18 protein-coding genes and 1 tRNA gene are annotated in these 21,388 nt (G+C 66.6%); 6 read left to right on the forward strand and 13 right to left on the reverse strand.

The annotated features are described in order from the left end of the window. Positions 1 to 35: 35 nt before the first annotated feature. The gene (trmB, locus tag AABN02_RS06455; RefSeq protein ID WP_338414098.1) at positions 36 to 803 is read left to right on the forward strand and encodes a tRNA (guanosine(46)-N7)-methyltransferase TrmB; all 768 of its coding nucleotides are present in this window, start codon (positions 36 to 38) and stop codon (positions 801 to 803) included. A 2-nt stretch (positions 804 to 805) separates the two neighbouring features. Here trmB and AABN02_RS06460 read toward each other — a convergent pair whose 3' ends face one another. Then, positions 806 to 1,633 (reverse strand): undecaprenyl-diphosphate phosphatase, encoded by an 828-nt coding sequence (locus AABN02_RS06460; protein WP_338414099.1) that lies wholly within the window; start codon positions 1,631 to 1,633, stop codon positions 806 to 808. A gap of 75 nt (positions 1,634 to 1,708) precedes the next feature. Beyond that, a complete protein-coding gene (locus AABN02_RS06465) occupies positions 1,709 to 2,266 on the reverse strand; it encodes a hypothetical protein (protein ID WP_338414100.1) in 558 nt (185 codons plus the stop codon). A gap of 93 nt (positions 2,267 to 2,359) precedes the next feature. Here AABN02_RS06465 and AABN02_RS06470 point away from each other — a divergent pair, with 93 nt between their 5' ends. Both AABN02_RS06470 and AABN02_RS06475 read left to right on the forward strand, forming a co-directional pair. After that, positions 2,360 to 3,169 carry a pseudouridine synthase gene (locus tag AABN02_RS06470; protein ID WP_338414101.1) on the forward strand — a complete coding sequence of 270 codons (810 nt, stop codon included), beginning with the start codon at positions 2,360 to 2,362 and terminating at the stop codon, positions 3,167 to 3,169. A 245-nt stretch (positions 3,170 to 3,414) separates the two neighbouring features. After that, positions 3,415 to 4,044 (forward strand): TetR/AcrR family transcriptional regulator, encoded by a 630-nt coding sequence (locus AABN02_RS06475; RefSeq protein ID WP_338414102.1) that lies wholly within the window; start codon positions 3,415 to 3,417, stop codon positions 4,042 to 4,044. A gap of 129 nt (positions 4,045 to 4,173) precedes the next feature. On the opposite strand, the gene purL is transcribed toward AABN02_RS06475, so the two are convergent. Continuing rightward, positions 4,174 to 8,208 (reverse strand): phosphoribosylformylglycinamidine synthase, encoded by a 4,035-nt coding sequence (gene purL / locus AABN02_RS06480; protein ID WP_338414103.1) that lies wholly within the window; start codon positions 8,206 to 8,208, stop codon positions 4,174 to 4,176. A 47-nt stretch (positions 8,209 to 8,255) separates the two neighbouring features. Continuing rightward, positions 8,256 to 9,386: an NAD(P)/FAD-dependent oxidoreductase gene (locus tag AABN02_RS06485; RefSeq protein WP_338414104.1), complete on the reverse strand. Its 1,131-nt coding sequence runs from the start codon at positions 9,384 to 9,386 to the stop codon at positions 8,256 to 8,258. Positions 9,387 to 9,426: 40 nt separating this feature from the next. Between AABN02_RS06485 and map the strand changes: the two genes are divergently transcribed. After that, positions 9,427 to 10,239, forward strand: coding sequence for a type I methionyl aminopeptidase (map, locus tag AABN02_RS06490; RefSeq protein ID WP_338414105.1), 813 nt, complete (start codon positions 9,427 to 9,429; stop codon positions 10,237 to 10,239). A gap of 36 nt (positions 10,240 to 10,275) precedes the next feature. Then, the gene (locus AABN02_RS06495; protein WP_338414106.1) at positions 10,276 to 12,909 is read left to right on the forward strand and encodes a [protein-PII] uridylyltransferase; all 2,634 of its coding nucleotides are present in this window, start codon (positions 10,276 to 10,278) and stop codon (positions 12,907 to 12,909) included. Positions 12,910 to 12,942: 33 nt separating this feature from the next. On the opposite strand, the gene AABN02_RS06500 is transcribed toward AABN02_RS06495, so the two are convergent. From AABN02_RS06500 to surE, 8 genes are all read right to left on the reverse strand, one after another. Further along, positions 12,943 to 13,380, reverse strand: a complete 438-nt coding sequence (locus AABN02_RS06500) for a type II toxin-antitoxin system VapC family toxin (protein WP_338414107.1) — start codon at positions 13,378 to 13,380, stop codon at positions 12,943 to 12,945. Further along, positions 13,367 to 13,657, reverse strand: a complete 291-nt coding sequence (locus AABN02_RS06505; protein WP_338414108.1) for an AbrB/MazE/SpoVT family DNA-binding domain-containing protein — start codon at positions 13,655 to 13,657, stop codon at positions 13,367 to 13,369. Before AABN02_RS06505 ends, AABN02_RS06500 begins: the two co-directional genes overlap by 14 nt. Before the next feature lie 72 nt (positions 13,658 to 13,729). After that, positions 13,730 to 14,365 carry a DUF2238 domain-containing protein gene (locus AABN02_RS06510; protein ID WP_338414109.1) on the reverse strand — a complete coding sequence of 212 codons (636 nt, stop codon included), beginning with the start codon at positions 14,363 to 14,365 and terminating at the stop codon, positions 13,730 to 13,732. A 78-nt stretch (positions 14,366 to 14,443) separates the two neighbouring features. Then, on the reverse strand, positions 14,444 to 15,313 hold the full coding sequence (locus AABN02_RS06515) for a hypothetical protein (RefSeq protein ID WP_338414110.1): 870 nt from the start codon (positions 15,311 to 15,313) through the stop codon (positions 14,444 to 14,446). Between the two features lie 912 nt (positions 15,314 to 16,225). Then, on the reverse strand, positions 16,226 to 17,683 hold the full coding sequence (rlmD, locus tag AABN02_RS06520; protein WP_338414111.1) for a 23S rRNA (uracil(1939)-C(5))-methyltransferase RlmD: 1,458 nt from the start codon (positions 17,681 to 17,683) through the stop codon (positions 16,226 to 16,228). 17 nt (positions 17,684 to 17,700) lie between these two features. Then, positions 17,701 to 18,639, reverse strand: coding sequence for a peptidoglycan DD-metalloendopeptidase family protein (locus AABN02_RS06525; RefSeq protein WP_338414112.1), 939 nt, complete (start codon positions 18,637 to 18,639; stop codon positions 17,701 to 17,703). Positions 18,640 to 18,698: 59 nt separating this feature from the next. Further along, positions 18,699 to 19,550, reverse strand: coding sequence for a protein-L-isoaspartate(D-aspartate) O-methyltransferase (locus tag AABN02_RS06530; RefSeq protein WP_338414113.1), 852 nt, complete (start codon positions 19,548 to 19,550; stop codon positions 18,699 to 18,701). Positions 19,551 to 19,569: 19 nt separating this feature from the next. Beyond that, positions 19,570 to 20,328 carry a 5'/3'-nucleotidase SurE gene (surE, locus tag AABN02_RS06535; protein WP_338414114.1) on the reverse strand — a complete coding sequence of 253 codons (759 nt, stop codon included), beginning with the start codon at positions 20,326 to 20,328 and terminating at the stop codon, positions 19,570 to 19,572. 153 nt (positions 20,329 to 20,481) lie between these two features. On the opposite strand from surE, the gene AABN02_RS06540 reads away from it, so the two are divergent. Then, positions 20,482 to 21,183 (forward strand): response regulator transcription factor, encoded by a 702-nt coding sequence (locus tag AABN02_RS06540; RefSeq protein ID WP_338414115.1) that lies wholly within the window; start codon positions 20,482 to 20,484, stop codon positions 21,181 to 21,183. Between the two features lie 54 nt (positions 21,184 to 21,237). Here AABN02_RS06540 and AABN02_RS06545 read toward each other — a convergent pair. Beyond that, positions 21,238 to 21,313, reverse strand: a tRNA-His gene (locus tag AABN02_RS06545). Positions 21,314 to 21,388 lie beyond the last annotated feature (75 nt).

A 21,388-nucleotide genomic window follows, 5' to 3' on the forward strand; every position in this document is an offset into this window, starting at 1 on the left:
CATACCGATTGCACACGCCGCGGTACCCATTGTTCATGACTGTCACCGATCCGTCCCTCGTCCAGCCCGCCCCGACCGACCTGCCCGCGAACACCGAGGCCGACACCAGCCCCACCGAGCCGCCCGCCGTCCACCACCGCGCGATCCGCAGCTTCGTGGTCCGGGCCGGCCGCATGGGCACGGGGCAGATGCGTGCGCTGGAGGAACTCGGCCCGCGTTACGTGCTGCCCTGGTCCGACCAGCCGATGGATCCGCAGGCCATCTGGGGCCGCACCGCACCGGTGGTGCTGGAGATCGGCTTCGGCATGGGTGGCGCCACGGCGGAAATCGCCCGCCACCGGCCGGAGGTGGATTTCCTCGGCGTCGAGGTCCACACGCCCGGGGTCGGCGCCCTGCTCAAGCTGATCGACGAACAGGGCCTGGAGAACCTGCGCATCGTGCAGCACGACGCAGTGGAAGTCATGGACCGCATGATCACGCCGGCCTCGCTGGCAGGCATCCACATCTTCTTCCCTGATCCCTGGCACAAGAAGAAGCACAACAAGCGCCGCCTCATCCAGACCGAGTTCATTGCCCGCCTCGTCACCCGGCTGGCCCCCGGCGGCTACCTGCACTGCGCAACCGACTGGCAGCCGTATGCAGAGCAGATGCTGGAGGTGCTGTCAGCCGAGGCGGCGCTGGAGAACACGGCCGACGGCTATGCGCCCCGCCCCGACTACCGCCCGCTGACCAAGTTCGAGAACCGCGGTCTGAAGCTGGGGCATGGCGTCTGGGATCTGGTGTTCCGGCGCCGCGCGGACTGAGTTCAGTCGTGCCAGCTGACCATGCCGGTGTAGGACGTCAGCAGGATCAGCAGGCCGAAGGCGATGCGGTACCAGGCGAAGGGCACGAAGTTGTGCGTCGCCACATACTTCAGCAGCCAGCGCACGCACAGCCAGGCCGACAGGAAGGAAAACACCAGCCCGACGGCGAACACCGGCGCATCGGCCATCGACAGGTGCGCACGCTCCTTGTAGAGGCTGTAGGCGCCGGCGCCGATCAGGGTCGGGATGCCGAGGAAGAAGCTGAAATCGGTCGCAGCCTGCCGCGACAGGCCCATCAGCATCCCGCCGATGATGGTCGAGCCGGAGCGGCTGGTGCCCGGAATCATGGCGAAGCACTGCACCAGGCCCACCTTCAGCGCGTCGATCGGCGTCATGTCATCGACCGAGGTCACGCGCACGGAGCTGGCGGGGCGGCGTTCGGCCCAGAGGATGATCAGACCACCGACAATGAAGGCCGACGCGACGATCACGGGCGTGAACAGATGGGCCTTGACCGTCTTGCCGAAGGCCAGACCCAGGACCACCGCCGGCAGGAAGCCGATCAGCACATTCAGCACGAACCGCTGCGCGTCCCGACTGCTTCCCAGATGGGTCACCGTGTTCGACAGGCGCTGCCAGTAGACCAGGATTACCGCGAAGATGGCGCCCGTCTGGATGGCGATCTCGAAGACCTTGCCACTTTCGGTGTCAAAACCGCCAAGCAGCGAGCCTGCGAGGATCAGATGTCCCGTGCTGGAAATCGGCAGGAACTCCGTCAGACCCTCGACCACGCCCATCACCGCGGCCTTCAACAACATCACGATATCCACGCTCACATCCCTTCGATTCGCCCTCTGCGGGCCAGACAAGAAAACGCCCCGATTGACGGGGCGTGATACTGGTGTTCAATACTGCAAAAGAAGATAGCACAGGCGCAGTGGCGTTCCGTTCCGGAAGCCTTGTGTCTGCGCGCGCATGACGACATGGTCACACTCACTTTGAAAAAAAAATCCGCCCCTTCCCACGATCAGGGGAAGCCTGCCGGACGCAGCCCCCTGCGCGGGCCTGGTGCACGCCCACGTCCGACGCTCGCTGAAGCCCAGGCGCAGCGCGTCGAGCAGCAGCAGGCGTGGGAACGGGAACAGGCAGAGCAACGCGATCACACCGACCGCCGACCGCAGCAGCCCCAGCGCCGGGATGGCGGCGGCCCGCTGAGCGTCAACAACCAGCGATTTGCGCAGAATCTGTCCGACCGCGGTGCGCCGCGCCGGGACGCCCCGCCACCCAGGCAGCAGCAGGGCTGGGAACGCGATGCCGCCCCGCAGCGTGGCCATGACGACCGCCGACCGCAGCAGCAACCCCAGCGCCGGGATGGCGGTGGCCCGCTGAGCGTCAACAACCAGCGCTTCGCCCAGAACCTGGCCGACCGTGGTGCGCCACGGCGGGATGCGCCCGCACCCCATTGGCAGCAGCAGCCCGAAGCGCCCCGCCAGTACCCACCCGCGGCGCCGACCCGACCGCTGAAGAGTGTCGTCAATCCCCAGGTCGCCCGCCAGATGGGTTCCGACCGCCCGGGGACATCGCCCGCCGCACCCACCAACCGCCCCGCCGGCCTGCCTTCCGCGGAAGGGGATCGCCTGTCCAAGCGCATGACCGCGCTCGGCCTGGCCTCGCGCCGGGAAGCCGACGAATGGATCGAGGCGGGATGGGTGCGCGTCAATGGCCGTCTGGCCGTGCTGGGACAGCGCGTGCGTCCGGAAGACAAGATCGTTGTCGATCCCGCCGCACACCGCGAGCAGGCACAACGCGTCACGATCCTGCTGAACAAGCCGATCGGCTACGTCAGCGGCCAAGCTGAAGATGGCTACGAGCCGGCTTCCGTGCTGCTGCGGCCAGAAAACCAGTGGAACGAAGACCAGTCCGGTCTGCGCTGGCATCCCGGCCACATGCGCAGCCTGGCGCCTGCTGGCCGTCTGGACATCGACTCGGTGGGCTTGCTGGTGCTGACCCAGGACGGCCGGGTCGCCCGGCAGCTGATCGGAGAAGACTCGAACGTCGAGAAGGAATACCTCGTCCGGGTCGAATACCACCACGGCCCCCGCCTGCCCGACGCCGATCTGGCCTTGCTCAACCACGGGCTCACGCTGGACGACCATGTGCTGCGCCCCTGCAAGGTCAGCTGGCAGAACGAGGACCAGCTCCGCTTCGTGCTGCGCGAAGGCCGCAAGCGCCAGATCCGGCGCATGTGCGAAGCCGTCGGTCTCAAGGTGGTCGGTTTGAAACGGGTGCGCATTGGCAGCGTTTCATTGGGTCATCTACCTCCAGGTCAGTGGCGATACCTGCGACGTGATGAATTCTTCGCGTGAATCATTCACTGATTTCAAGATACAACACCTGAATAAACGGGTAAGAACCGTACCACTTTTCGGCAATCCCCCCATGGCCCATCGCAGACACTGTCCGTAGAGATGTCAAGCCGATCCTGCGGTCGGCAACATCTATCGAACTGACGTCATCGTTAGTACAACGGTAATAAAAAGTACCCTTTTTTATCACTTTTGCTGCTTTTGGGAATAAAAGCTAAAGTACGATTGGGAAGTGGGGAAGCCTCATGATCGAACAAACAGCCATAATTTCTTCTTCGCTAGACCACCGCACCCGGCTTCTTGAAGGCATGGCTCGCTGCGTGGCCACCAAAGGGTATGCCGATACCACGATCGCCGACATTGCCACGGCGGCGCGTGTATCCAAGCGTACGTTCTATGAACACTTCAAAACAAAACAAGAATGCCTGATCGCACTGTATGAAAACGCCAGCCAGCGGGGCTTGAACAGCCTGGCAAGAGCGATCGAACCTGATCAGCAGTGGCCGGCCCGTGTCGATCATGCCGTGAAGGCCTATTTCAGCCATCTGGCGGCCAACCCGCTGTTGATGCGCACGCTGTTCATCGATGTGCTGGCTGTGGGTCCGGAAGGTCTCCAGGCGCGGCGCAAGGTACACCAGCAACTGGCAGAGCTGATCGCCAGCACTGCCGAGCAGCCGGACAGCGAACTCAATGTGTGGCAGGCCAACGCGATCATCGGTTCACTGACCGAAATCGTGCTGCAGGCCATCGAGCAGGACCGGGTGGAACAGTTGCCCGAATGTGCGGACGAGGCAGCGCAGGTCATCCGCGCCGCCATGCAGTCACAGCTTGCCCATCCGGTCATCCCTCCGGTACCCGGCACCGATCCACACTGACTGGATCGCCGATGTGAAAACGGCACCGATTCCGGTGCCGTTGCATTTTCAGGACCGGCAAGCGCTTTCCCCACACATGCGCTTGCCAGGAAATGCCCTCCCGGACACCTCCCTCGACCTCCCTTCCGTTCAGCCGACCCACTTCCGGGCGTTGCCGAACATGCGCAGCCACGGACTCTGCTCCGACACCGCGCCCGCCGTCCAGCTCATCTGCACATTGCGGAACACGCGTTCCGGATGCGGCATCAGCACCGTGAAGCGGCCATCCGCCGTCGTCACCGAGGTCAGGCCATCCGGGCTGCCGTTCGGGTTCAGCGGATAAGTCTCGGTCGGACGCCCCGCGTGGTCCACGAAGCGCATCGCACGCTGCACCCGCGTCGCATCACCGCGCTGCGAGAAGTCGGCATAGCCTTCGCCATGCGCGACCGCGATCGGCAGGCGGCTGCCGGCCATGCCCTGGAAGAAAATCGACGGGCTCTCCAGCACCTCGACCAGGCTCAGACGCGCCTCGAACTGCTCGCTCTTGTTGCGGGTGAACTTGGGCCAGTCCTGCGCGCCGGGGATGATCGGTGACAGCGCCGCCATCATCTGGCAGCCGTTGCACACGCCCAGCGCGAAGGTGTCCGGCCGGCCGAAGAAGGCCGCGAACTGCTCCGCCAGCACAGGATTGAACAGCACCGAGCGCGCCCAGCCCTCGCCCGCGCCCAGCGTGTCGCCGTAGCTGAAGCCGCCGCAGGCCACGAAGCCCTGGAACTGGTCCAGCCGCGCGCGGCCGCGCTGAAGGTCGGTCATGTGGACGTCGAAGGTGTCGAAGCCGGCCTTGGCCATCGCGTAGGACATCTCGACGTGCGAGTTGACGCCCTGCTCGCGCAGGATCGCTACCTTCGGCCGCGTCTTGTGGATGAACGGTGCGGCCACGTCCTGCAGCGGATCGAAGCTCAGCGCGACGTGCAGCCCGGTGTCGTCCGGCGCACCCACCGCAGCGTGCTCGCTGTCTGCGCAGGCCGGGTTGTCGCGCTGCGCGGCGATGCGCCAGCTCACGTCATCCCACGCTTGTTGCAGCTTCTGCAGCGGTGCGGTGAACACCGTCTTCGCATCGCGCCAGACCTCGACCGCCGCCCGGTCGTTGGTCTTGCCGATGACGTGGCTGTGCTTGCTCAGGCCATGCGCACGCAGCGTCTGCATCACCTCGTTGCGCACGCTGGTCGGCACCTGGATCACGGCGCCGAGTTCCTCGTTGAACAGCGCCTTCAGCGTCAGTTCGTTGCGGCGCTCGCCCACCTGGGTGGCCCAGTTCTTCGAGTCGCCCGTGTCGGCGCGGCTGTCGGTGATGCCGTCACCTTCGGTGACCAGCATGTCCACGTTCAGGCTCACGCCGACGTGGCCGGCAAACGCCATCTCGCAGGCCGCCGCCCACAGACCGCCGTCGCTGCGGTCGTGGTAGGCCAGCAGCTTGCCTTCCGCGCGCAACTGGTTGATCACCGTGACCAGCGCCTTGAGCTGCGCCGGATCGTCCACGTCCGGCACCTCGTGGCCGAACTGGCCGATCACCTGCGCCAGCATCGAGCCGCCCATGCGGTTCTGGCCGTTGCCGAGGTCGATCAGGATCAGCGAGGTGTCGAGGCCGGCGGGCGTGTCGGTCTTGAGCTGCGGTGTCAGCGTGCCGCGCACGTCGTCCAGCGTCACGAACGCGGTGACGATCAGCGACACCGGCGCCACGACCTGCTTGGACTGGCCATCGTCGCTCCACTTGGTGCGCATCGACAGCGAATCCTTGCCGACCGGGATGCCCACGCCCAGCGCCGGGCAGAGTTCCATGCCGACCGCCTTGACCGTCTCGTACAGCGCGGCGTCCTCGCCCGGCTCGCCACACGCCGCCATCCAGTTCGCCGACAGCTTGACGCGCGACAGCTCGAACGGCGCCGCCAGCAGGTTGGTGATCGCCTCGGCCACCGCCATGCGGCCCGACGCCGGTGCGTCCAGCGAAGCCAGCGGCGTGCGCTCGCCCATCGCCATCGCCTCGCCGCGGAAGCCGCTGTAGTCGGCCAGCGTCACCGCGCAGTCGGCCACCGGCACCTGCCACGGGCCGACCATCTGGTCGCGGTGGCTCATGCCGCCCACGGTGCGGTCGCCGATGGTGATCAGGAAGCGCTTGGAGGCCACCGTCGGGTGGCGCAGCACGCTGAAGGCCACCTCATCGAGCTGCACGCCCGTCAGGTTCAGCGGCGCCTCGGTCCGCTCGACGCGGGTCACGTCGCGGTGGACCTTCGGCGGCTTGCCGAGCAGCACGTCCATCGGCATGTCGATCGGGCGCTCGCCATTCGGACCTTCTTCGAGGACCAGCTCGCGGTCATCCGTGGCAATGCCGACCACCGCGTACGGTGCGCGCTCGCGGCGGCACATCTCGTCGAACAGCGGCAGCGCCTCCGGCGTCACCGCCATGACGTAGCGCTCCTGGCTCTCGTTGCACCAGATTTCCTTCGGGGCCAGGCCGGTCTCTTCCAGCGGCACCTTGCGGATGTCGAAGGTTGCGCCCTTGCCCGCGCCGTCCACCAGTTCGGGGAAGGCGTTGCTGATGCCGCCCGCGCCGACGTCGTGGATCGCCACAATCGGGTTGCTCGCACCCAGCGCATAGCAGTGGCTGATGACCTCCTGCGCGCGGCGCTGGATCTCGGGGTTGCCGCGCTGGACCGAGTCGAAGTCGAGCGAGGCGGTGTTGGTGCCCGCCGCCATCGACGACGCGGCGCCGCCGCCCATGCCGATGCGCATGCCCGGGCCGCCGAGCTGGATCAGCAGCGTGCCGGCGCCGAAGGGCAGCTTGTGCGTCTGGCTGTCGGCGATGGTGCCCAGGCCACCGGCGATCATGATCGGCTTGTGGTAGCCGCGCTTGACACCCGCCACGTCCTGCTCGAACACGCGGAAGTAGCCCGCCAGGTTGGGCCGGCCGAACTCGTTGTTGAACGCGGCGCCGCCCAGCGGGCCTTCGGTCATGATCTGCAGCGGGCTGGCGATGTGCGCCGGCTTGCCGATGGGGTTGTGCTCCCACGGCTCGCTGGTGCCCGGCAGGTTCAGGTTCGACACGCTGAAGCCGGTCAGCCCCGCCTTGGGCTTCGAGCCACGGCCGGTCGAGCCTTCATCGCGGATCTCGCCGCCTGCGCCGGTCGCCGCACCCGGAAACGGAGAGATTGCCGTCGGGTGGTTGTGCGTCTCGACCTTCATCAGCACGTGGACCAGCTCCTCGCGGGCGGTGTACTGCGGCGCGTTGGTGTAGCCCTGCGGCGTCCAGCGCTCAATCACGCCGCCCGTCATCACCGAGGCGTTGTCGCTGTAGGCCACCACGGTGGACTGCGGCGAGACCTTCTCGGTGTTGCGGATCATGCCGAACATGCTCATCGGCTGACGCTCGCCGTCGATGGTGAAGTCGGCGTTGAAGATCTTGTGGCGGCAGTGCTCGGAATTCGCCTGCGCGAACATCATCAGCTCGACGTCGCTCGGGTTGCGGCCCAGGCCGGTGAAGGCGTTCACCAGGTAGTCGACCTCGTCCTCGGACAGCGCCAGCCCGAATTCCTTGTTCGCCACGACCAGGGCCGCGCGGCCCTGCCCCAGCACGTCGACATGCGCCAGCGGCTCGGCCGGCTGCTCGTCGAAGAGGTGGCGGGCGGCGTCACGCGCGAAGGCGGCCGACTCGGTCATGCGGTCGTGCAGCACCAGCGCGCAGGCCTGCAGCTCGTCCGCCGTGAGCGGCTTGGCGCCACCCTTGAAGGTGTCCAGCAGGCCGGATTTCAGCACCAGCCGGTACTCGGTGACCCGCTCGACGCGGTGCAGCGTGGCGCCGCAGTTGTGGGCGATGTCGGTGGCCTTCGAGGCCCACGGCGACAGCGTGCCCAGCCGCGGCATCACGACGATCAGCTCGCCTTCCGGCCTGGCGGTGTACGCGTCGCCGTAGGTCAGCAGCGCCGAGAGCTTGTCGAGGTCCGCGCGCTCCAGCGCAGCGTCGCTCCAGACCCAGTGCACATGCCGCGCCGACACATCGACGATGCGGGCGCTGACGGCCTGCAGGCGGGGCAGCAGCGCTTGGGCGCGGAAGGCAGAGAGGGCATTGCCACCCTCGAAGTGCTGGAGGTGCTTGGAGGTCGTGGAGGTCGTGGAGGAGGAGGAAGACACGCGGTGAGTCCCGAAGGGCTGGAAAGCGTGCGATTTTAGGCGAGCCCTCAGGACAGCGCCCGAACCACCTCGTCCGCGATGGCCAGACAGGACGTCAGGCCCGGCGATTCGATGCCCAGCAGCTGCACCAGCCCCGGCACGCCGTGCACCGCCGGCCCGTCGATGCGGAAGTCCGCCGCCGCCACGTCCGGCCCGCCCAGCTTGGGCCGCACGCCCGAATAGCTGGGCTGCAGCGCGCCATCCGGCAGGCCCGGCCAGTAGCGGCGGATCGCCTCGGCCATGCCCTGCACGCGCTCGGGGGCGACGGCGTAGTCGATCTGCGCCGCGTCGGTGATGTCGAGCCACTCCACGTCCGGGCCGAAACGCATCTGGCCGCCCAGGTCGAGCGTCACGTGCACGCCCAGCCCCGCGGCTTCCGGAATCGGATAGACCAGCCGCGAGAACGCCGGCCGTCCGCTGCAGGCGAAGTAGTTGCCCTTGCAGAAATACGGCACCGGCTGTTGCGCCACTGCCTCAGGCGTCGACGGCCAGCCGCGCAAGCTGCGGGCGATCGCAGGAGCACTCAGCCCCGCGGCGTTGACCACCTCGCGGGCGAGGATCTGCATTGGCTGCGCGCCACCCACGTCGAGCACGAGGCCATCCGCCGTGGCCGCGCCGCCGGTCACCGGCGAACACAGCGCCAGCGACGCGCCCGCCGCCTCGGCGTCGCCCAGCAGCGCCAGCATCAGGCCGTGGCTGTCGATGATCCCGGTCGAGGGCGACCACAGCGCCGCCACGCAGGCCAGCGCCGGCTCCATCGCGCGGGCCTCGTCGGCGGTGAGGCGCTGCAGGTCGTGGACACCGTTGGCGCGGGCCTGGGCGTGCAGCGCGTCGAGCTTGTCCAGCTGCGCCGCGCTGGTCGCCACGATGAGCTTGCCGCAGCGCCGGTGGGCGATGCCGCGCGCGGCGCAGTAGGCATAGAGCTGTTCCCGGCCCTGCACGCAGAGCTGCGCCTTGCGCGAGCCGGTCGGGTAGTAGAGGCCGGCGTGGATGACCTCGCTGTTGCGCGCGCTGGTGACGGTGCCGAAGGCGTCGGCCGCTTCGAGCACGATGACGTCCCGGCCGGTCTGCGCCAGGGCCCGGGCCGCGGCCAGCCCGACCACGCCAGCACCGATGACGAGGGTGTCGATCTTGTCCATGCACAAGCTTAGCCCACCCCCGGTGCGATAATCCGGCCCCATGTCGATCACGATCAAAACCGCCGCGGACATCGCCGCCATGCGCGTCGCCTGCCGACTCGCCTCCGAAGTCCTGGACATCCTCACGCCGCACGTCAAGGCGGGTGTGACCACCAACGAGCTGGACCGCATCGCCCACGACCACATCGTGAACGTGCAGCAGGCCATCCCCGCGCCGCTGAACTACCAGCCGCCCGGCTACACGCCCTACCCGAAGTCGATCTGCACCTCGGTGAACCACGTGATCTGCCACGGCATCCCGAGCGACAAGGTGCTGAAGAACGGCGACATCGTCAACCTCGACATCACCGTCATCAAGGACGGCTGGCACGGCGACACCAGCCGCATGTTCATCGTCGGCGAAGGCTCGATCGCGGCCAAGCGCCTGTGTTCGGTCACTTACGACGCGATGTGGCACGGCATCCTGAAGGTCAAGCCCGGCGCGCGCCTGGGCGATATCGGCCACGCGATCCAGACCTTCGTCGAGAAGCAGGGCCTGTCGGTGGTGCGCGAGTTCTGCGGCCACGGCATCGGCGAGAAGTTCCATGAAGAGCCGCAGGTCCTGCACTACGGCCGCCCCGGCACGCTCGACGTGCTGGTGCCCGGCATGGTGTTCACCATCGAGCCGATGGTGAACGCCGGCCGCCGCGAGCTGAAGGAAGCCGGCGACGGCTGGACCATCGTCACCAAGGACCGTTCGCTGTCGGCGCAGTGGGAACACACGCTGGTCGTCACCGAGACCGGTTTCGAGGTCATGACCCTGTCGGCCGGCAGCCCGCCGCTGCCCGCCTTCGTCACGACCACGTCCTGCTGACCCCGCTCCCCGCCCCCACTGCCGAGATCGATGCCGATGTCTGAAACCACCGGCGCCGACGCCGAACGCCGGCACGCCGTGCCCGCCCTCACCCTGCCCGACCTGCGCCGCCTGCTGCGCGAAGGCAAGCAGGCGCTGATCGCCCAGTTCCGCGCCGAAAAGGCCACCGTGCCGAACGCCGCGCGCCTGGTGCGGCAACTGACCCACCACGTCGACGACGTGCTGAACCAGTTGTGGCTCCAGTCGGACCTGCCGCGCGGGGCGGCGCTGGTGGCGGTCGGCGGCTACGGCCGGGGCGAGCTGTTCCCGTATTCGGACGTCGATGTCCTGCTGCTGCTGCCCGAAGAGATGGCCCAGCCGCACGAGCAGGACGCGACCGACCCGCGCCGCGCCGGCATCGAAGTCTTCATCACCGCCTGCTGGGACATCGGTCTGGAGATCGGCTCCAGCGTGCGCACGGTCGAGGAATGTGTCTTCGAGGCGCAGGCCGACGTCACCATCCAGACCTCGATGATCGAGGCGCGCTACCTCTGCGGCGCCAAGCGGCTGTTCGACCACTTCCGCCGCGCGACGCAGGAGGTGCTCGATCCGGCCGCCTTCCTGCGCGCCAAGTCGCTGGAGATGCAGCAGCGCCACGTCAAGTACGAGAACACGCCCTTCTCGCTGGAGCCGAACTGCAAGGAAAGCCCCGGCGGCCTGCGCGACCTGCAGGTGGTGCGCTGGATCGCACTCGGGGCCGGGCTGGGTCGCTCCTGGCGCGAGCTGGCGAGCAAGGGCCTGATCACCCGCTTCGAGGCGACGCAGCTGCAGCGCAACGAAGGCCTGCTCAAGCTGATCCGCGCCCGGCTGCACACCATCGCCGGCCGGCGCGAGGACCGCCTCGTGTTCGACCTGCAGACCGCCGTGGCGGAGAGCTTCGGCTACGTCTCGACCCACGAACGCCGCGCCAGCGAAGCGCTGATGCGCCGCTACTACTGGGCGGCCAAGGCCGTGGTGCAGCTCAACCAGATCCTGATGCTGGGCATCGAGGAGCACGTCTCCGGCTCGGGCGACGCGCCAATGCGGCCGATCGACGGGCGCTTCTTCGACCGCGCCGGCATGCTCGAAGTCGCCAGCGACGATCTGTACCAGCGCGACCCGCACGCCATCCTGCAGACCTTCCTCGTCTACCAGCAGACGGTGGGCATCAAGGGCCTGTCGGCCCGCACGCTGCGCGCGCTCTACAACGCCCGCGAGCTGATGGACGGCGATTTCCGCAAGGACCCGGAGAACCACCGGACCTTCATGCAGATCATGTGTGAGTCACAGGGCCACACGCACGCCTTCCGGCTGATGAACGACACCTCCGTGCTCGGCCGCTACCTGTGGGTCTTCCGGCGCATCGTCGGGCAGATGCAGCACGACCTGTTCCACGTCTACACCGTCGACCAGCACATCATGATGGTGCTGCGCAATGTGCGGCGCTTCTTCATCGTCGAGCACACGCACGAGTACCCCTTCTGCTCGCAGCTCGCCGCGCACTGGGACAAGCCGTGGCTGCTCTACGTCGCGGCGCTGTTCCACGACGTGGCCAAGGGCCGCGGCGGCGACCACTCGGTCCTGGGCGCGGTCGAGGTGCGGCGCTTCTGCCGCGACCACGGCATCGACAAGGAAGACGCGCGGCTGATCGAGTTTCTCGTCAAGGAACACCTGACCATGTCCCGCGTGGCGCAGAAGGAAGACCTGTCCGACCCGGACGTGATCGACGCCTTCGCGCGGCATGTGAAGGACCCGCGCCGGCTCACCGCGCTGTACCTGCTGACGGTGGCGGACATCCGCGGCACGAGCCCGAAGGTGTGGAATGCCTGGAAGGGCAAGCTGCTCGAAGACCTGTTCCGCGCGACGCTGCGGGCGCTGGGGGGCGCCAAGCCGCAGCTGGACGCCGAGATCGAACTGCGCAAGCAGGAAGCGCGGCAGATGCTGGCCCTGCACTCGATGCTGCCCGGCGCGGAAGAAACGCTCTGGAAGACGCTGGACCTGAACTACTTCGCCCGCCACGACAGCGGCGAGATCGCCTGGCACGCCCGCGCGCTCAACCGCAAGGTCGAGGTCACCAAGCCGCTGGTGAGTGCGCGCCTGTCGCCGCTCGGCGAGGGGCTGCAGGTGCTGGTGTATTCACCCGACCGGCCGGACCTGTTCGCGCGCATCTGCGGTTATTTCGATTCGGCGCAGTTCAGCATCCTGGACGCGCGGGTCCACACCACGCGCGCCGGTTATGCGCTGGACACCTTCCAGGTCATCACGCCGTTTTTCGACCAGGCCTACCGCGACCTGATCGCGCTGGTCGAGAATCAGCTGGCCCTGGCGCTGCAGGCCGAAGGGCCGCTGCCGCAGCCGAGCCGCGGACGGCTGTCACGGCGGGTCAAGTCCTTCCCGGTGACGCCACGGGTGCAGCTGCGGCCGGACGAGCGCGCGCAGCGCTGGGTGCTGTCGGTGTCGGCCAGCGACCGCTCGGGCCTGCTCTACTGCGTCGCCCGCGTGCTGGCCAAGCACCACATCAACCTGCAGCTCGCCAAGATCAGCACGCTGGGCGAGCGGGTCGAGGACACCTTCCTGGTCGACGGGGCGGCCTTGCAGCACAACCGCAGCCAGATCGAGTTCGAGACGGAGTTGCTGGACGCGATGGGCTGAGCTGAACGGAGCCGAGGCAGCGCCCCGGTCCGTTCATGGTGCAATGACTTCAAGCCGCGAGAAGTAGCCCTTGTACGGCTTCGCATCGCGCGTCAGCACACTCAGGTTGGAGACGGCCGCGTGGGCGCCGATGAAGAAGTCGGGCAGTGGCTTGTGTTTGGAGCCGCCGCGGCGGCGATACAGGGCAAAGGCCGCGGCGGCGAGTGACGCTGCTGCCCACGGCAAGGGTGTTCGCGACGTCTCGTAGACATCCAGCATCGCGTCGAGCGCTCGGACGTCCGGGCCGGGAATCAGCAGTTCGGTGTAGATGACGATGTTGACATGCAAGGGGCTGCGCTCGCTGCACGCCTGCAACTGCTCCGTGGCCCACCCGTGCCAAGGGCTGGTGTCGTCGATGCAGTCCACCCAAACATTGGTGTCGACCAGCACGCCGGCCGAACCGTCGTAACGGGCGAGGCTAGCGGGAACCATGGCGCTCGGAAGCCTCCAGATCGGGGCCGTCGCCGCGGATGAACTCCATGATCTCGTCAGCGCCCAGTTGCTGGAAGTCGGCGCCGAGGCTACCGCGCACCTGTGCCGCCGCCGCCTTCAGCCTGGCCCGCCGGTCTTCCTTGATGCCCGTGCCGACGGGCGTGATGACGATCCTGCTGCCCTCCAGGCTGAAGGTGACCTCGCTGCCCGGCGCGACCCCTGCCGCCAGGCGGATGTGCTTGGGGATCGTGACTTGCCCTTTTTCGGTGACGAACATCGCAACCTCGTCGGTAGGAATCAGAAGTAGGAATCCTAACGCTGGATCACCGGATCAGGCGACCCGGCTGCGTCAGACAGGTTCCGGCGCGGGTCTGCGCGGCGGCAAGCGGGCGATCTGGCGGTCCTGGGCGCGGGTCAGCGTCACCAGGGCGACCACCGCGCCGATGAGCGCAAACAGCATGTCGGACTGCGTGTCCCAGGGATCGCCCTGGGTGCCGAGGAATTCGTCGGCGCCCTGCCCGAGCGCGACGGCGGCGCCCCACTCGATGAGTTCATACGAGGCGCTGATGGCGAGGACCACGCAGCCGGCCAGGAAGGCGAGCATCTTGCCGGGGCGGAGGTGCCCGCCGCGGAGCAGGATCTCCCGGGCGGCCAGTGCGGGGACGAAGCCCTGGGCGAAGTGGCCGATCTTGTCGTAGGGGTTGCGGTGCAGCCCGAGCGCCTCGGCGATCTGGAAACCCAGCGGCACCCGGGCGTACGTGTAGGCGCCGCCGACCATCAGGATGACGGCGTGCAGGAAGGCGCAGGCGTAGAGCAGATTCGTCAGCGGGCGGCGCGCGTAGGTCGTGACGAGCAGCGGGGCGATGACGAAGATCGGGAAGACCTCCATGAGCCACGTGGCGCGGTCGTACGGGTGCCAGCCGGACCAGGCCAGGAGGCCGAGCAGGATGGTGAGTGCGGCGAGGAGGGGTTGTTCGCGGGGCATGGGGTCAGACTGGAGTTGTGGCGCTCGTGCTTGTCGAATCGATTGCCGAGATCATCTGAAAAAATCATGGAAAATCAATCACTTGGAAGGATTTTCTTGAGAGGCCGCAACAGCATTCTGGCTGCCGGCTGGGCTTCGCTTCAACACGCAGCGGAACGGATGAATTTTGTGCTGCTCATCAGCGTAGGAGGCAAAGAACCCTTCGAATCGGCCACCGTTTGCTCTGAGCATCAAAGAAAAGCTCCCCCTATCAATGTTCTGGGGATTTTCGTTCTCATAGCACCCACAGAGAATGAGATTCCTGAAGGTTCCAACAACGTGATACGTGTGTACTTCACTTGCGCCCCCGATCTCAATGAGGCGTCCCTCGACTTTGTGACCGACCCTCCAGAACTCGGCGCGCACCCTAATGGGCTGAACGCCCAGAGCAATGCTTATCGTCTTTCTCTTCCTGGGTGCATCTGCTTCATTTGACTTTGCTGATTGCTCACGTGGCGGAAAAATTAGCTCGGCACTTGAAGTGGTTTTCCCGCCGTCGGTTCCCACAACGCTCGATTCCACTGGCACGGGCTCTTCAGCCTGTTCCTTCGGCGTCGTTTCGTTTGAGCCGTTCATGACCTTTCGCCAAGCGGCTTGAACGCGCAAACGGTCAATCTCTTCAATTCCTATGTATGGAACTAGAAACCCATGCCAAACGCCCTCGATCTTTGCGTCTCGATACGTGATGTTCTCGAACCACGGCGTAATGTTGGTCTTCCATAGTGTTGCAAAAACAAGAAGTAGAAGAGCTGTGACAACACCACCGATGACCCCCTCGACGATTGGCTTTAGCACATCGAAGTTTTTCGCGAGCCCATGGTCGAGCCAACTCCAAACTAGCACCGTTGTTGCGGCGATGAAAAGCCAATGGAGGTTGTCTCTGATTTTTTTCATTGCGGTCGCTGGCATTTTGAATATGGCTTCATTGCGCTCTAACGTTAAAGTTAACCGGCAAATTGAGGATGGCGAAGCCAGCCGCAATTTGTCCGGTTGAACGACCAGTTAGGCATCTCGGCTCCCACACGCAAACTGGCGATTGAATTCATGGTGTTGTACAAATCTGATTGTGTCTTTTGTTTATTTTTTGATGCACGCTTTTGAAATTCTTATGAGCGAGTACTCGGCGGTTGAAGTAAACCCACTTGGGTCGTTTTTGTATTGCGCATAATCTTGAAATGTCTCCTCGGCGGCTTGCTGAAGCTTGGAGTCCGGTATTCCGTCAACGGCACTGTGCACGCACAAACACCAGGCGTCTAGGGCTGCTTTCTTCTCAACCGGAACCGGCTTTGGAAATGCCGCGTTGGGGTTGCGGCATATTCCTGCGAATTCACCTATGAGCTGTTCTTTCGTGAACTGAATTCGTGGCTTTTCTTGTGCGACGGCAGGGTTTAAAGCAAGGGCAATTAGCAGTATCGAAAGTAGTCGGTGCATAAGAGGCTTAACGCATGAGTAGAGCTCTATTAAATGGACTGCCTAACGTAATTTAGACCCCACGGCCCTGCTGTCTAACTTGGCTCGTGCTGCCTAACTCAGAGCAAAGATCGCCCCCAAGTCGTTGTCGGCATTGAGATTTTTCTCTGCCCTGCATGGTTTCACCCCCTAAAAATCGACGCAAACCCTGCACTGCAGGGTTTCACTGTTACGCCGTCTTGGTAACGGTCGCCAGCATACAGACTGCGCGTTTTTCGTCTATGGGAAGGTGGGTGCGGCGCGTGGGTGCCCGCGTTTGCGGGCATGACGGGGGTGGGGTTTCGTGTGAAAGGTCACACGTACTGGCCAGCACCAGCGCAGAAAGGGGCGGTGTGCGCACCGCCCCGTGAATCACTCAGCCGCGGCGACCACCACGTCAGCGCCCACCTCGGCCGGCGCCGCGACGTCGGCCTCGACGACCACCGGTGCCACCGGCAGCGTCCACCCGTCGACCCGCTCGAACACCGCGATCGACTCCACGTGCGCCGTGTGCGGGAACATGTTGACCACGCCCGCCGCGACGCAGCGATACCCGGCCTGATGCACCAGCAGGCCCGCGTCCCGCGCCAGCGTGGCCGGGCTGCAGCTCACGTAGACGATGCGCTGTGGCGGCGTGTAGCCCTCGACCGGGTTCTGGCGCACCTCGGCCAGCGCCTTGACCAGCGCGAAGGCGCCCTCGCGCGGCGGATCGACCAGCCAGCGCGTGGCCGAGCCATACGCCGCCAGATCGGCCGCGCCCATCTCAAACAGGTTGCGCGCCTCGAAACTCGTCTTCGCAGACAGGCCGTTGAGCGCAGCGTTCTCGCGCGAGCGCTGCACCAGCGTCTCGCTGCCCTCGATGCCGAGCACCTCGCGCGCCTGCGTGGCAATCGGCAGCGTGAAGTTGCCGAGGCCGCAGAACCAGTCGATCACGCGCTCGTCCGCCTGGGCGTCCAGCAGCTTCAACGCCCGCGCGACCAGCACGCGGTTGATCTGGTGGTTGACCTGCGTGAAGTCGGTCGGCTTGAACGGCATCGTCACGCCGAACTCGGGCAGCGTGTAGGCCAGCACCGGGCCGCCCTGGTCGAGCAGGTGCACCGTGTCCGGCCCCTTCGGCTGCAGCCACCACTGGACGTTGTGCTCGGCCGCGAAATCGCGCAGCTTCTGCACATCGCCCGCGCTCAGCGGATCCATGTGGCGCACCACCATCGCGTTGACCAGGCCGTCCGGCGATTCTCCCAGCGCCAGCTCCAGCTGCGGCAGCCGCTCACGGGCGTCCATCGACATGATCATGGTGCGCAGCGGCACGAGCATCGCGCTGATGTGCGGCGGCAGCACGGGGCACTCGGTCATGTCGGCCACGTAACGCGACTTGCGCTCGTGGAAACCGATCAGCACGACGCCCTTCTTGATCACGTGCCGCACCGACAGCCGCGCCCGGTAGCGGTAGCCCCAGGTCGGCCCTTCGATCGGGCGCATCACGCGCTCGGGGCGGACCTTGGCGAGGTGCCAGAGGTTGTCTTCGAGCGTGCGCTGCTTGACGGCCACCTGCGCGGACGGGTGAAAATGCTGCATCTTGCAGCCGCCACAGGCCCCCGCGTGCAGGCCGAAGTTGGGACAGCCCGGCGTGACCCGCTGCGCACTCTCGCGGCGGATCTCGACCAGGGCGGCCTGTTCCCAGTTGTTCTTGCGGCGGCCGGTCTGGACCCGCACCTTCTCGCCGGGCAGCGCGCCGTCGATGAAGACGACCTTGCCTTCGGCATTGCGGGCCACGCCCTGGGCGTCGAGGTCGAGCGCGTCGACCACCAGCCATTCGTTGATGTCGGTCATGGAATCTCGGGAGCGTCTCAGCGGGCCGGCAGCACCTTGGTCGGGTCGATCGGCTTGCCGCGGCGGCGCACCTCGAAATGCAGCTTCACGCGGTCGGTGTCGCTCGATCCCATCTCGGCGATCTTCTGGCCACGGCGCACGACCTGGTCCTCGCGCACCAGCAGGGTCTGGTTGTGGGCGTAGGCGGTCAGCAGCGTCTCGTTGTGCTTGATGATGACCAGATTGCCGTAGCCGCGCAGGCCGGAGCCGGCGTAGACCACGCGCCCGTCAGCGGCGGCATAGACCGGGTCGCCCAGCTTGCCGCCGATGGCCACGCCCTTGCTGCGCGTGTCCTCGAACGAGGACACGATCGAACCTTGGGCCGGCCACATCCAGTTGACGTTGTCATCCCCCTCGCGGGCCGGCGCCGCAGCGGGTGCCGGCGCAGGCGTGGCGGCCGATGCGGCCACAGGCGCCGATGCGGGCGCCGTGCCAGCCGCTGAAGCGGCGGCTGCAGCCGCGGCAGCCACTGCCGATGTGGTCGGCGCCACAGGCGGCACCGGCGCGGGCTTGGCGTCGATCGGGCGGGTCTCGATGCGCGGCGTCACCACCGGGCGGGTGGCGACCTGTGTCGGATCCTGGCCGGGCGGCACCACGCGCAGCACCTGACCGACTTCGATCAGGTCCGGGTTGTCGAGCTGGTTCCAGCGCTGGATGTCGCGCCAGTTCTGGCCGGACTCCAGGCCGACACGGATCAGCGTGTCACCGGGCTTGACCATGTAGTAGCCGGGTTTGCCGGCGTTCTCGGCGCCGGGCAGCACGCGCTCGGTTTCCGTGGTGACCGGGCGGCTGCTGCCTCCGCGGTGGTCCACCGGCGCCGGGGGGCGCAGATGGGATGCACAGCCGACCAGCGTGAGCGCCAGAACGGAACAGATGAGCAGCCTGAAGCCGGATGCCTTGATGGGAGGAGTCGTCATGGAGTGTCGTGGAGGGCCCGCAGCCTCAAAGAGTGTCGGACGGGGCGGTGAGCGTCACCTCAGGAGTGTCCGAAATCGCTAGTACCGGATTCTAAAGGGACGAACCGCACCGCCTCGTGGATGCGTTGCACGATGCTGCCGTCGTCGAGCTTGTCGACCACCATCAGCACCTGGGATCGGAGCGCCGGATCGTGCACCGGCGCGACCAGCCGTCCGCCGCGCGCCAGCTGGTCCAGCCAGGCCGCCGGCAGGTCGTGACCACCGGCCGCCGCGATGATACCGTCATAGGGAGCCGCCGCCGCGTGGCCGAGCCGGCCGTCGCCATAGACCTGCTGAATCCCCGGCAGCTGCAGCGGCGCGAGCTGGCGCAGGGCGCGGTCGTGCAGGCCGCGCAGGCGCTCGATGGTCACGACCCGGTCCGCCACCTGCGCCAGCACCGCGGCCTGGTAGCCGCAGCCGGTGCCGATTTCCAGCACGCGCGCCATGGCCGGACCACCCGGCCGGTGCCTCAGCAGCTCGATCATGCGCGCCACCACCGAGGGCTTGGAGATGGTCTGGCCGAGCCCGATGGGCAGGCTGGTGTCCTCGTAGGCCTGCGCCATCAGCGCGCTGTCCACGAAGAGGTGCCGCGGCACGGCGTTCATGGCGGCCAGCACCCGCTCGTCCTGACACCCAGCCTGGCGCAGGCGCAGCACCATGTGCTGGCGGAAGGCCTGCGGGTCACTCTGCGGGACCGGGGCCGCGCGCTGCCGGTTGGCTTCGCGCAGGGCGTCGGACAGGGGGCGCTGCGGGCGCAAGGTCTGCGCGTCGGCGGTGGTCATGGTGCGCTCGCCGGGGGCGCTGGCGGGCAGTCCGATGCGGTCCAGGCTGAGCGGCCACCGCCGGGGTTTGCGCGCGGCCGGATCAGACATGGCGACGCGCCGCCCCGCTTCAGCCACCCGCAGCAGGCGCGACCCAGCGCGCCCACTGCGGCGAAGCGGCGTGGTCGGTCAGGTCGATCTGCAGCGGCGTGATCGAGATCTGGCCGTTGGCCGTGGCGTGGAAATCGGTACCGGCACCAGCCTCGCGCACTTCCCCCTGCGCGCCGATCCAGTAGATCGGATCGCCCCGCGGACTGAACTGGCGCACGACCGGCTCGCTGGAATGGCGCCGGCCGAGCCGGGTGACCTGCATCGGCAGCGTGCCGGCGTCGACCCGGTTGGGAATGTTCACGTTCAGCAGCCAGGGCGCCGAGGCCGGCGGGCGCTGGATCACGTCGACCAGCAGGCGGCGCACGACCGCGACCGCGGCGTCCAGGTGCGCCCAGCCGTGGTCCACCAGCGAAAACGCGATCGCGGGCACGCCGAACAGATAGCCTTCGGTGGCGGCGGCGACCGTGCCGGAATAGAGCGTGTCGTCGCCAAGATTAGCGCCGTTGTTGATGCCGGAAACGATCAGGTCCGGCCGGTGCGCCAGCAGGCCGGTGAGGGCCACGTGGACGCAGTCGGACGGCGTGCCGTTGACGACCTGCACCCCGTTGGACGCCTTCCAGGCAGACAGCGGCCGGTGCAGCGACAGGGCGTTGGAGGTTCCGCTGGCGTTCTGCTCGGGGGCGACGATGTCGACCTCGGCAAATTCGCGACACACCTCGGCGAGGGCGAGCAGGCCCGGGGCGAGGTATCCATCATCATTGGCTACGAGAATGCGCATGCGGCCGATTGTAGGCAGTGCATCCTGCGCGAGCGTGCCGGCCGACCACCTTCTTTCGCGGCGTGCGACCCTGAACCCGAGGGTCGGGTCCGCGCAGCGCAGCGCTGATAATCGGGCACCGTGCCATCGTGACCCCAGTCAAGGATTCCATTCATGTCCATCCGCGTGCTGATCGTTGAAGACAACGCCGTCGCCCGCAGCTTCCTGACCCGCGTCGTCCGGGAAAGTTTCAGCGACGAGATCCGCTTCAGCGAGGCCACCGACCTGGACTCGGCACGCCGGTGGCTCGGCATCGGCCCCGGAGAGCACGCCCACGCATCGGCCGACGGCTTCCGCCTGATCCTGTGCGATCTGGAGCAGCCGGACAGCGCCGGGCTGGAGCTGCTGGCCCAGCTGGCGGACTACCCCGCGATCAAGATCGCCACCACGCTGCACTCCGACGACGAGCACCTCTTCCCCGCCCTGCTCTGCGGCGCGAACGGCTATCTGCTCAAGGAAGACCGCTTCGAAGTGCTGGTGGAGGAGCTGCAGCGCATCGTGCGCGGCCAGCCACCCCTGTCGCCAGCCATGGCCCGGCGCATGCTCGGACAGTTCCGGCAGCACGACAGCCGGCTGGCGCCGCTCGACAGCGGCCACGGCGCGCTGGACAGCAGCGGCTCGGCCGACAGCCTGAGCACGCGCGAAAACGAAGTGCTGACCTACCTGAGCAAGGGCTACACGGTCAAGGAAATCGCACGCCTGATGGGCATCAAGTGGCAGGCCGTCAACGACCACGTTCGCGTGGTCTACCGCAAGCTCGCCCTGGCCAGTTCGCCGGAAGAAGGACTGCAGGTGGGGCGGCAGGCCGACTTCTGAGCGGCCAAGAAAAAAGCCAGACTGTTGCCAGTCTGGCTTTTTATCTGCGTTTGGTGGGGTGGCTAATGGGACTCGAACCCACGACAACCAGAATCACAATCTGGGACTCTACCAACTGAGCTATAGCCACCGCAGAGAAAGAAATTATAGATCAGAAATTCACGTCAGCACCAGTGATTCAGCGCATTTATTTGATGCGCCGTTC

Source organism: uncultured Sphaerotilus sp., assembly GCF_963924895.1.
Lineage (GTDB): Bacteria > Pseudomonadota > Gammaproteobacteria > Burkholderiales > Burkholderiaceae_C > Sphaerotilus.

What these genes read in the sequence shown, in the direction of transcription:
- AABN02_RS06505 (WP_338414108.1), bottom strand. Translation starts at nt 13,657, where the DNA reads ATGTTCGTCACCGAAAAAGGGCAAGTCACGATCCCCAAGCACATCCGC.
- AABN02_RS06540 (WP_338414115.1), top strand. Translation starts at nt 20,482, where the DNA reads ATGTCCATCCGCGTGCTGATCGTTGAAGACAACGCCGTCGCCCGCAGC.
- AABN02_RS06510 (WP_338414109.1), bottom strand. Translation starts at nt 14,365, where the DNA reads ATGCCCCGCGAACAACCCCTCCTCGCCGCACTCACCATCCTGCTCGGC.
- AABN02_RS06465 (WP_338414100.1), bottom strand. Translation starts at nt 2,266, where the DNA reads ATGGGGTGCGGGCGCATCCCGCCGTGGCGCACCACGGTCGGCCAGGTT.
- surE (WP_338414114.1), bottom strand. Translation starts at nt 20,328, where the DNA reads ATGCGCATTCTCGTAGCCAATGATGATGGATACCTCGCCCCGGGCCTG.
- AABN02_RS06475 (WP_338414102.1), top strand. Translation starts at nt 3,415, where the DNA reads ATGATCGAACAAACAGCCATAATTTCTTCTTCGCTAGACCACCGCACC.
- AABN02_RS06485 (WP_338414104.1), bottom strand. Translation starts at nt 9,386, where the DNA reads ATGGACAAGATCGACACCCTCGTCATCGGTGCTGGCGTGGTCGGGCTG.
- rlmD (WP_338414111.1), bottom strand. Translation starts at nt 17,683, where the DNA reads ATGACCGACATCAACGAATGGCTGGTGGTCGACGCGCTCGACCTCGAC.
- AABN02_RS06525 (WP_338414112.1), bottom strand. Translation starts at nt 18,639, where the DNA reads ATGACGACTCCTCCCATCAAGGCATCCGGCTTCAGGCTGCTCATCTGT.
- AABN02_RS06530 (WP_338414113.1), bottom strand. Translation starts at nt 19,550, where the DNA reads ATGTCTGATCCGGCCGCGCGCAAACCCCGGCGGTGGCCGCTCAGCCTG.
- trmB (WP_338414098.1), top strand. Translation starts at nt 36, where the DNA reads ATGACTGTCACCGATCCGTCCCTCGTCCAGCCCGCCCCGACCGACCTG.
- AABN02_RS06515 (WP_338414110.1), bottom strand. Translation starts at nt 15,313, where the DNA reads ATGCCAGCGACCGCAATGAAAAAAATCAGAGACAACCTCCATTGGCTT.
- AABN02_RS06500 (WP_338414107.1), bottom strand. Translation starts at nt 13,380, where the DNA reads ATGGTTCCCGCTAGCCTCGCCCGTTACGACGGTTCGGCCGGCGTGCTG.
- AABN02_RS06470 (WP_338414101.1), top strand. Translation starts at nt 2,360, where the DNA reads ATGGGTTCCGACCGCCCGGGGACATCGCCCGCCGCACCCACCAACCGC.
- AABN02_RS06495 (WP_338414106.1), top strand. Translation starts at nt 10,276, where the DNA reads ATGTCTGAAACCACCGGCGCCGACGCCGAACGCCGGCACGCCGTGCCC.
- map (WP_338414105.1), top strand. Translation starts at nt 9,427, where the DNA reads ATGTCGATCACGATCAAAACCGCCGCGGACATCGCCGCCATGCGCGTC.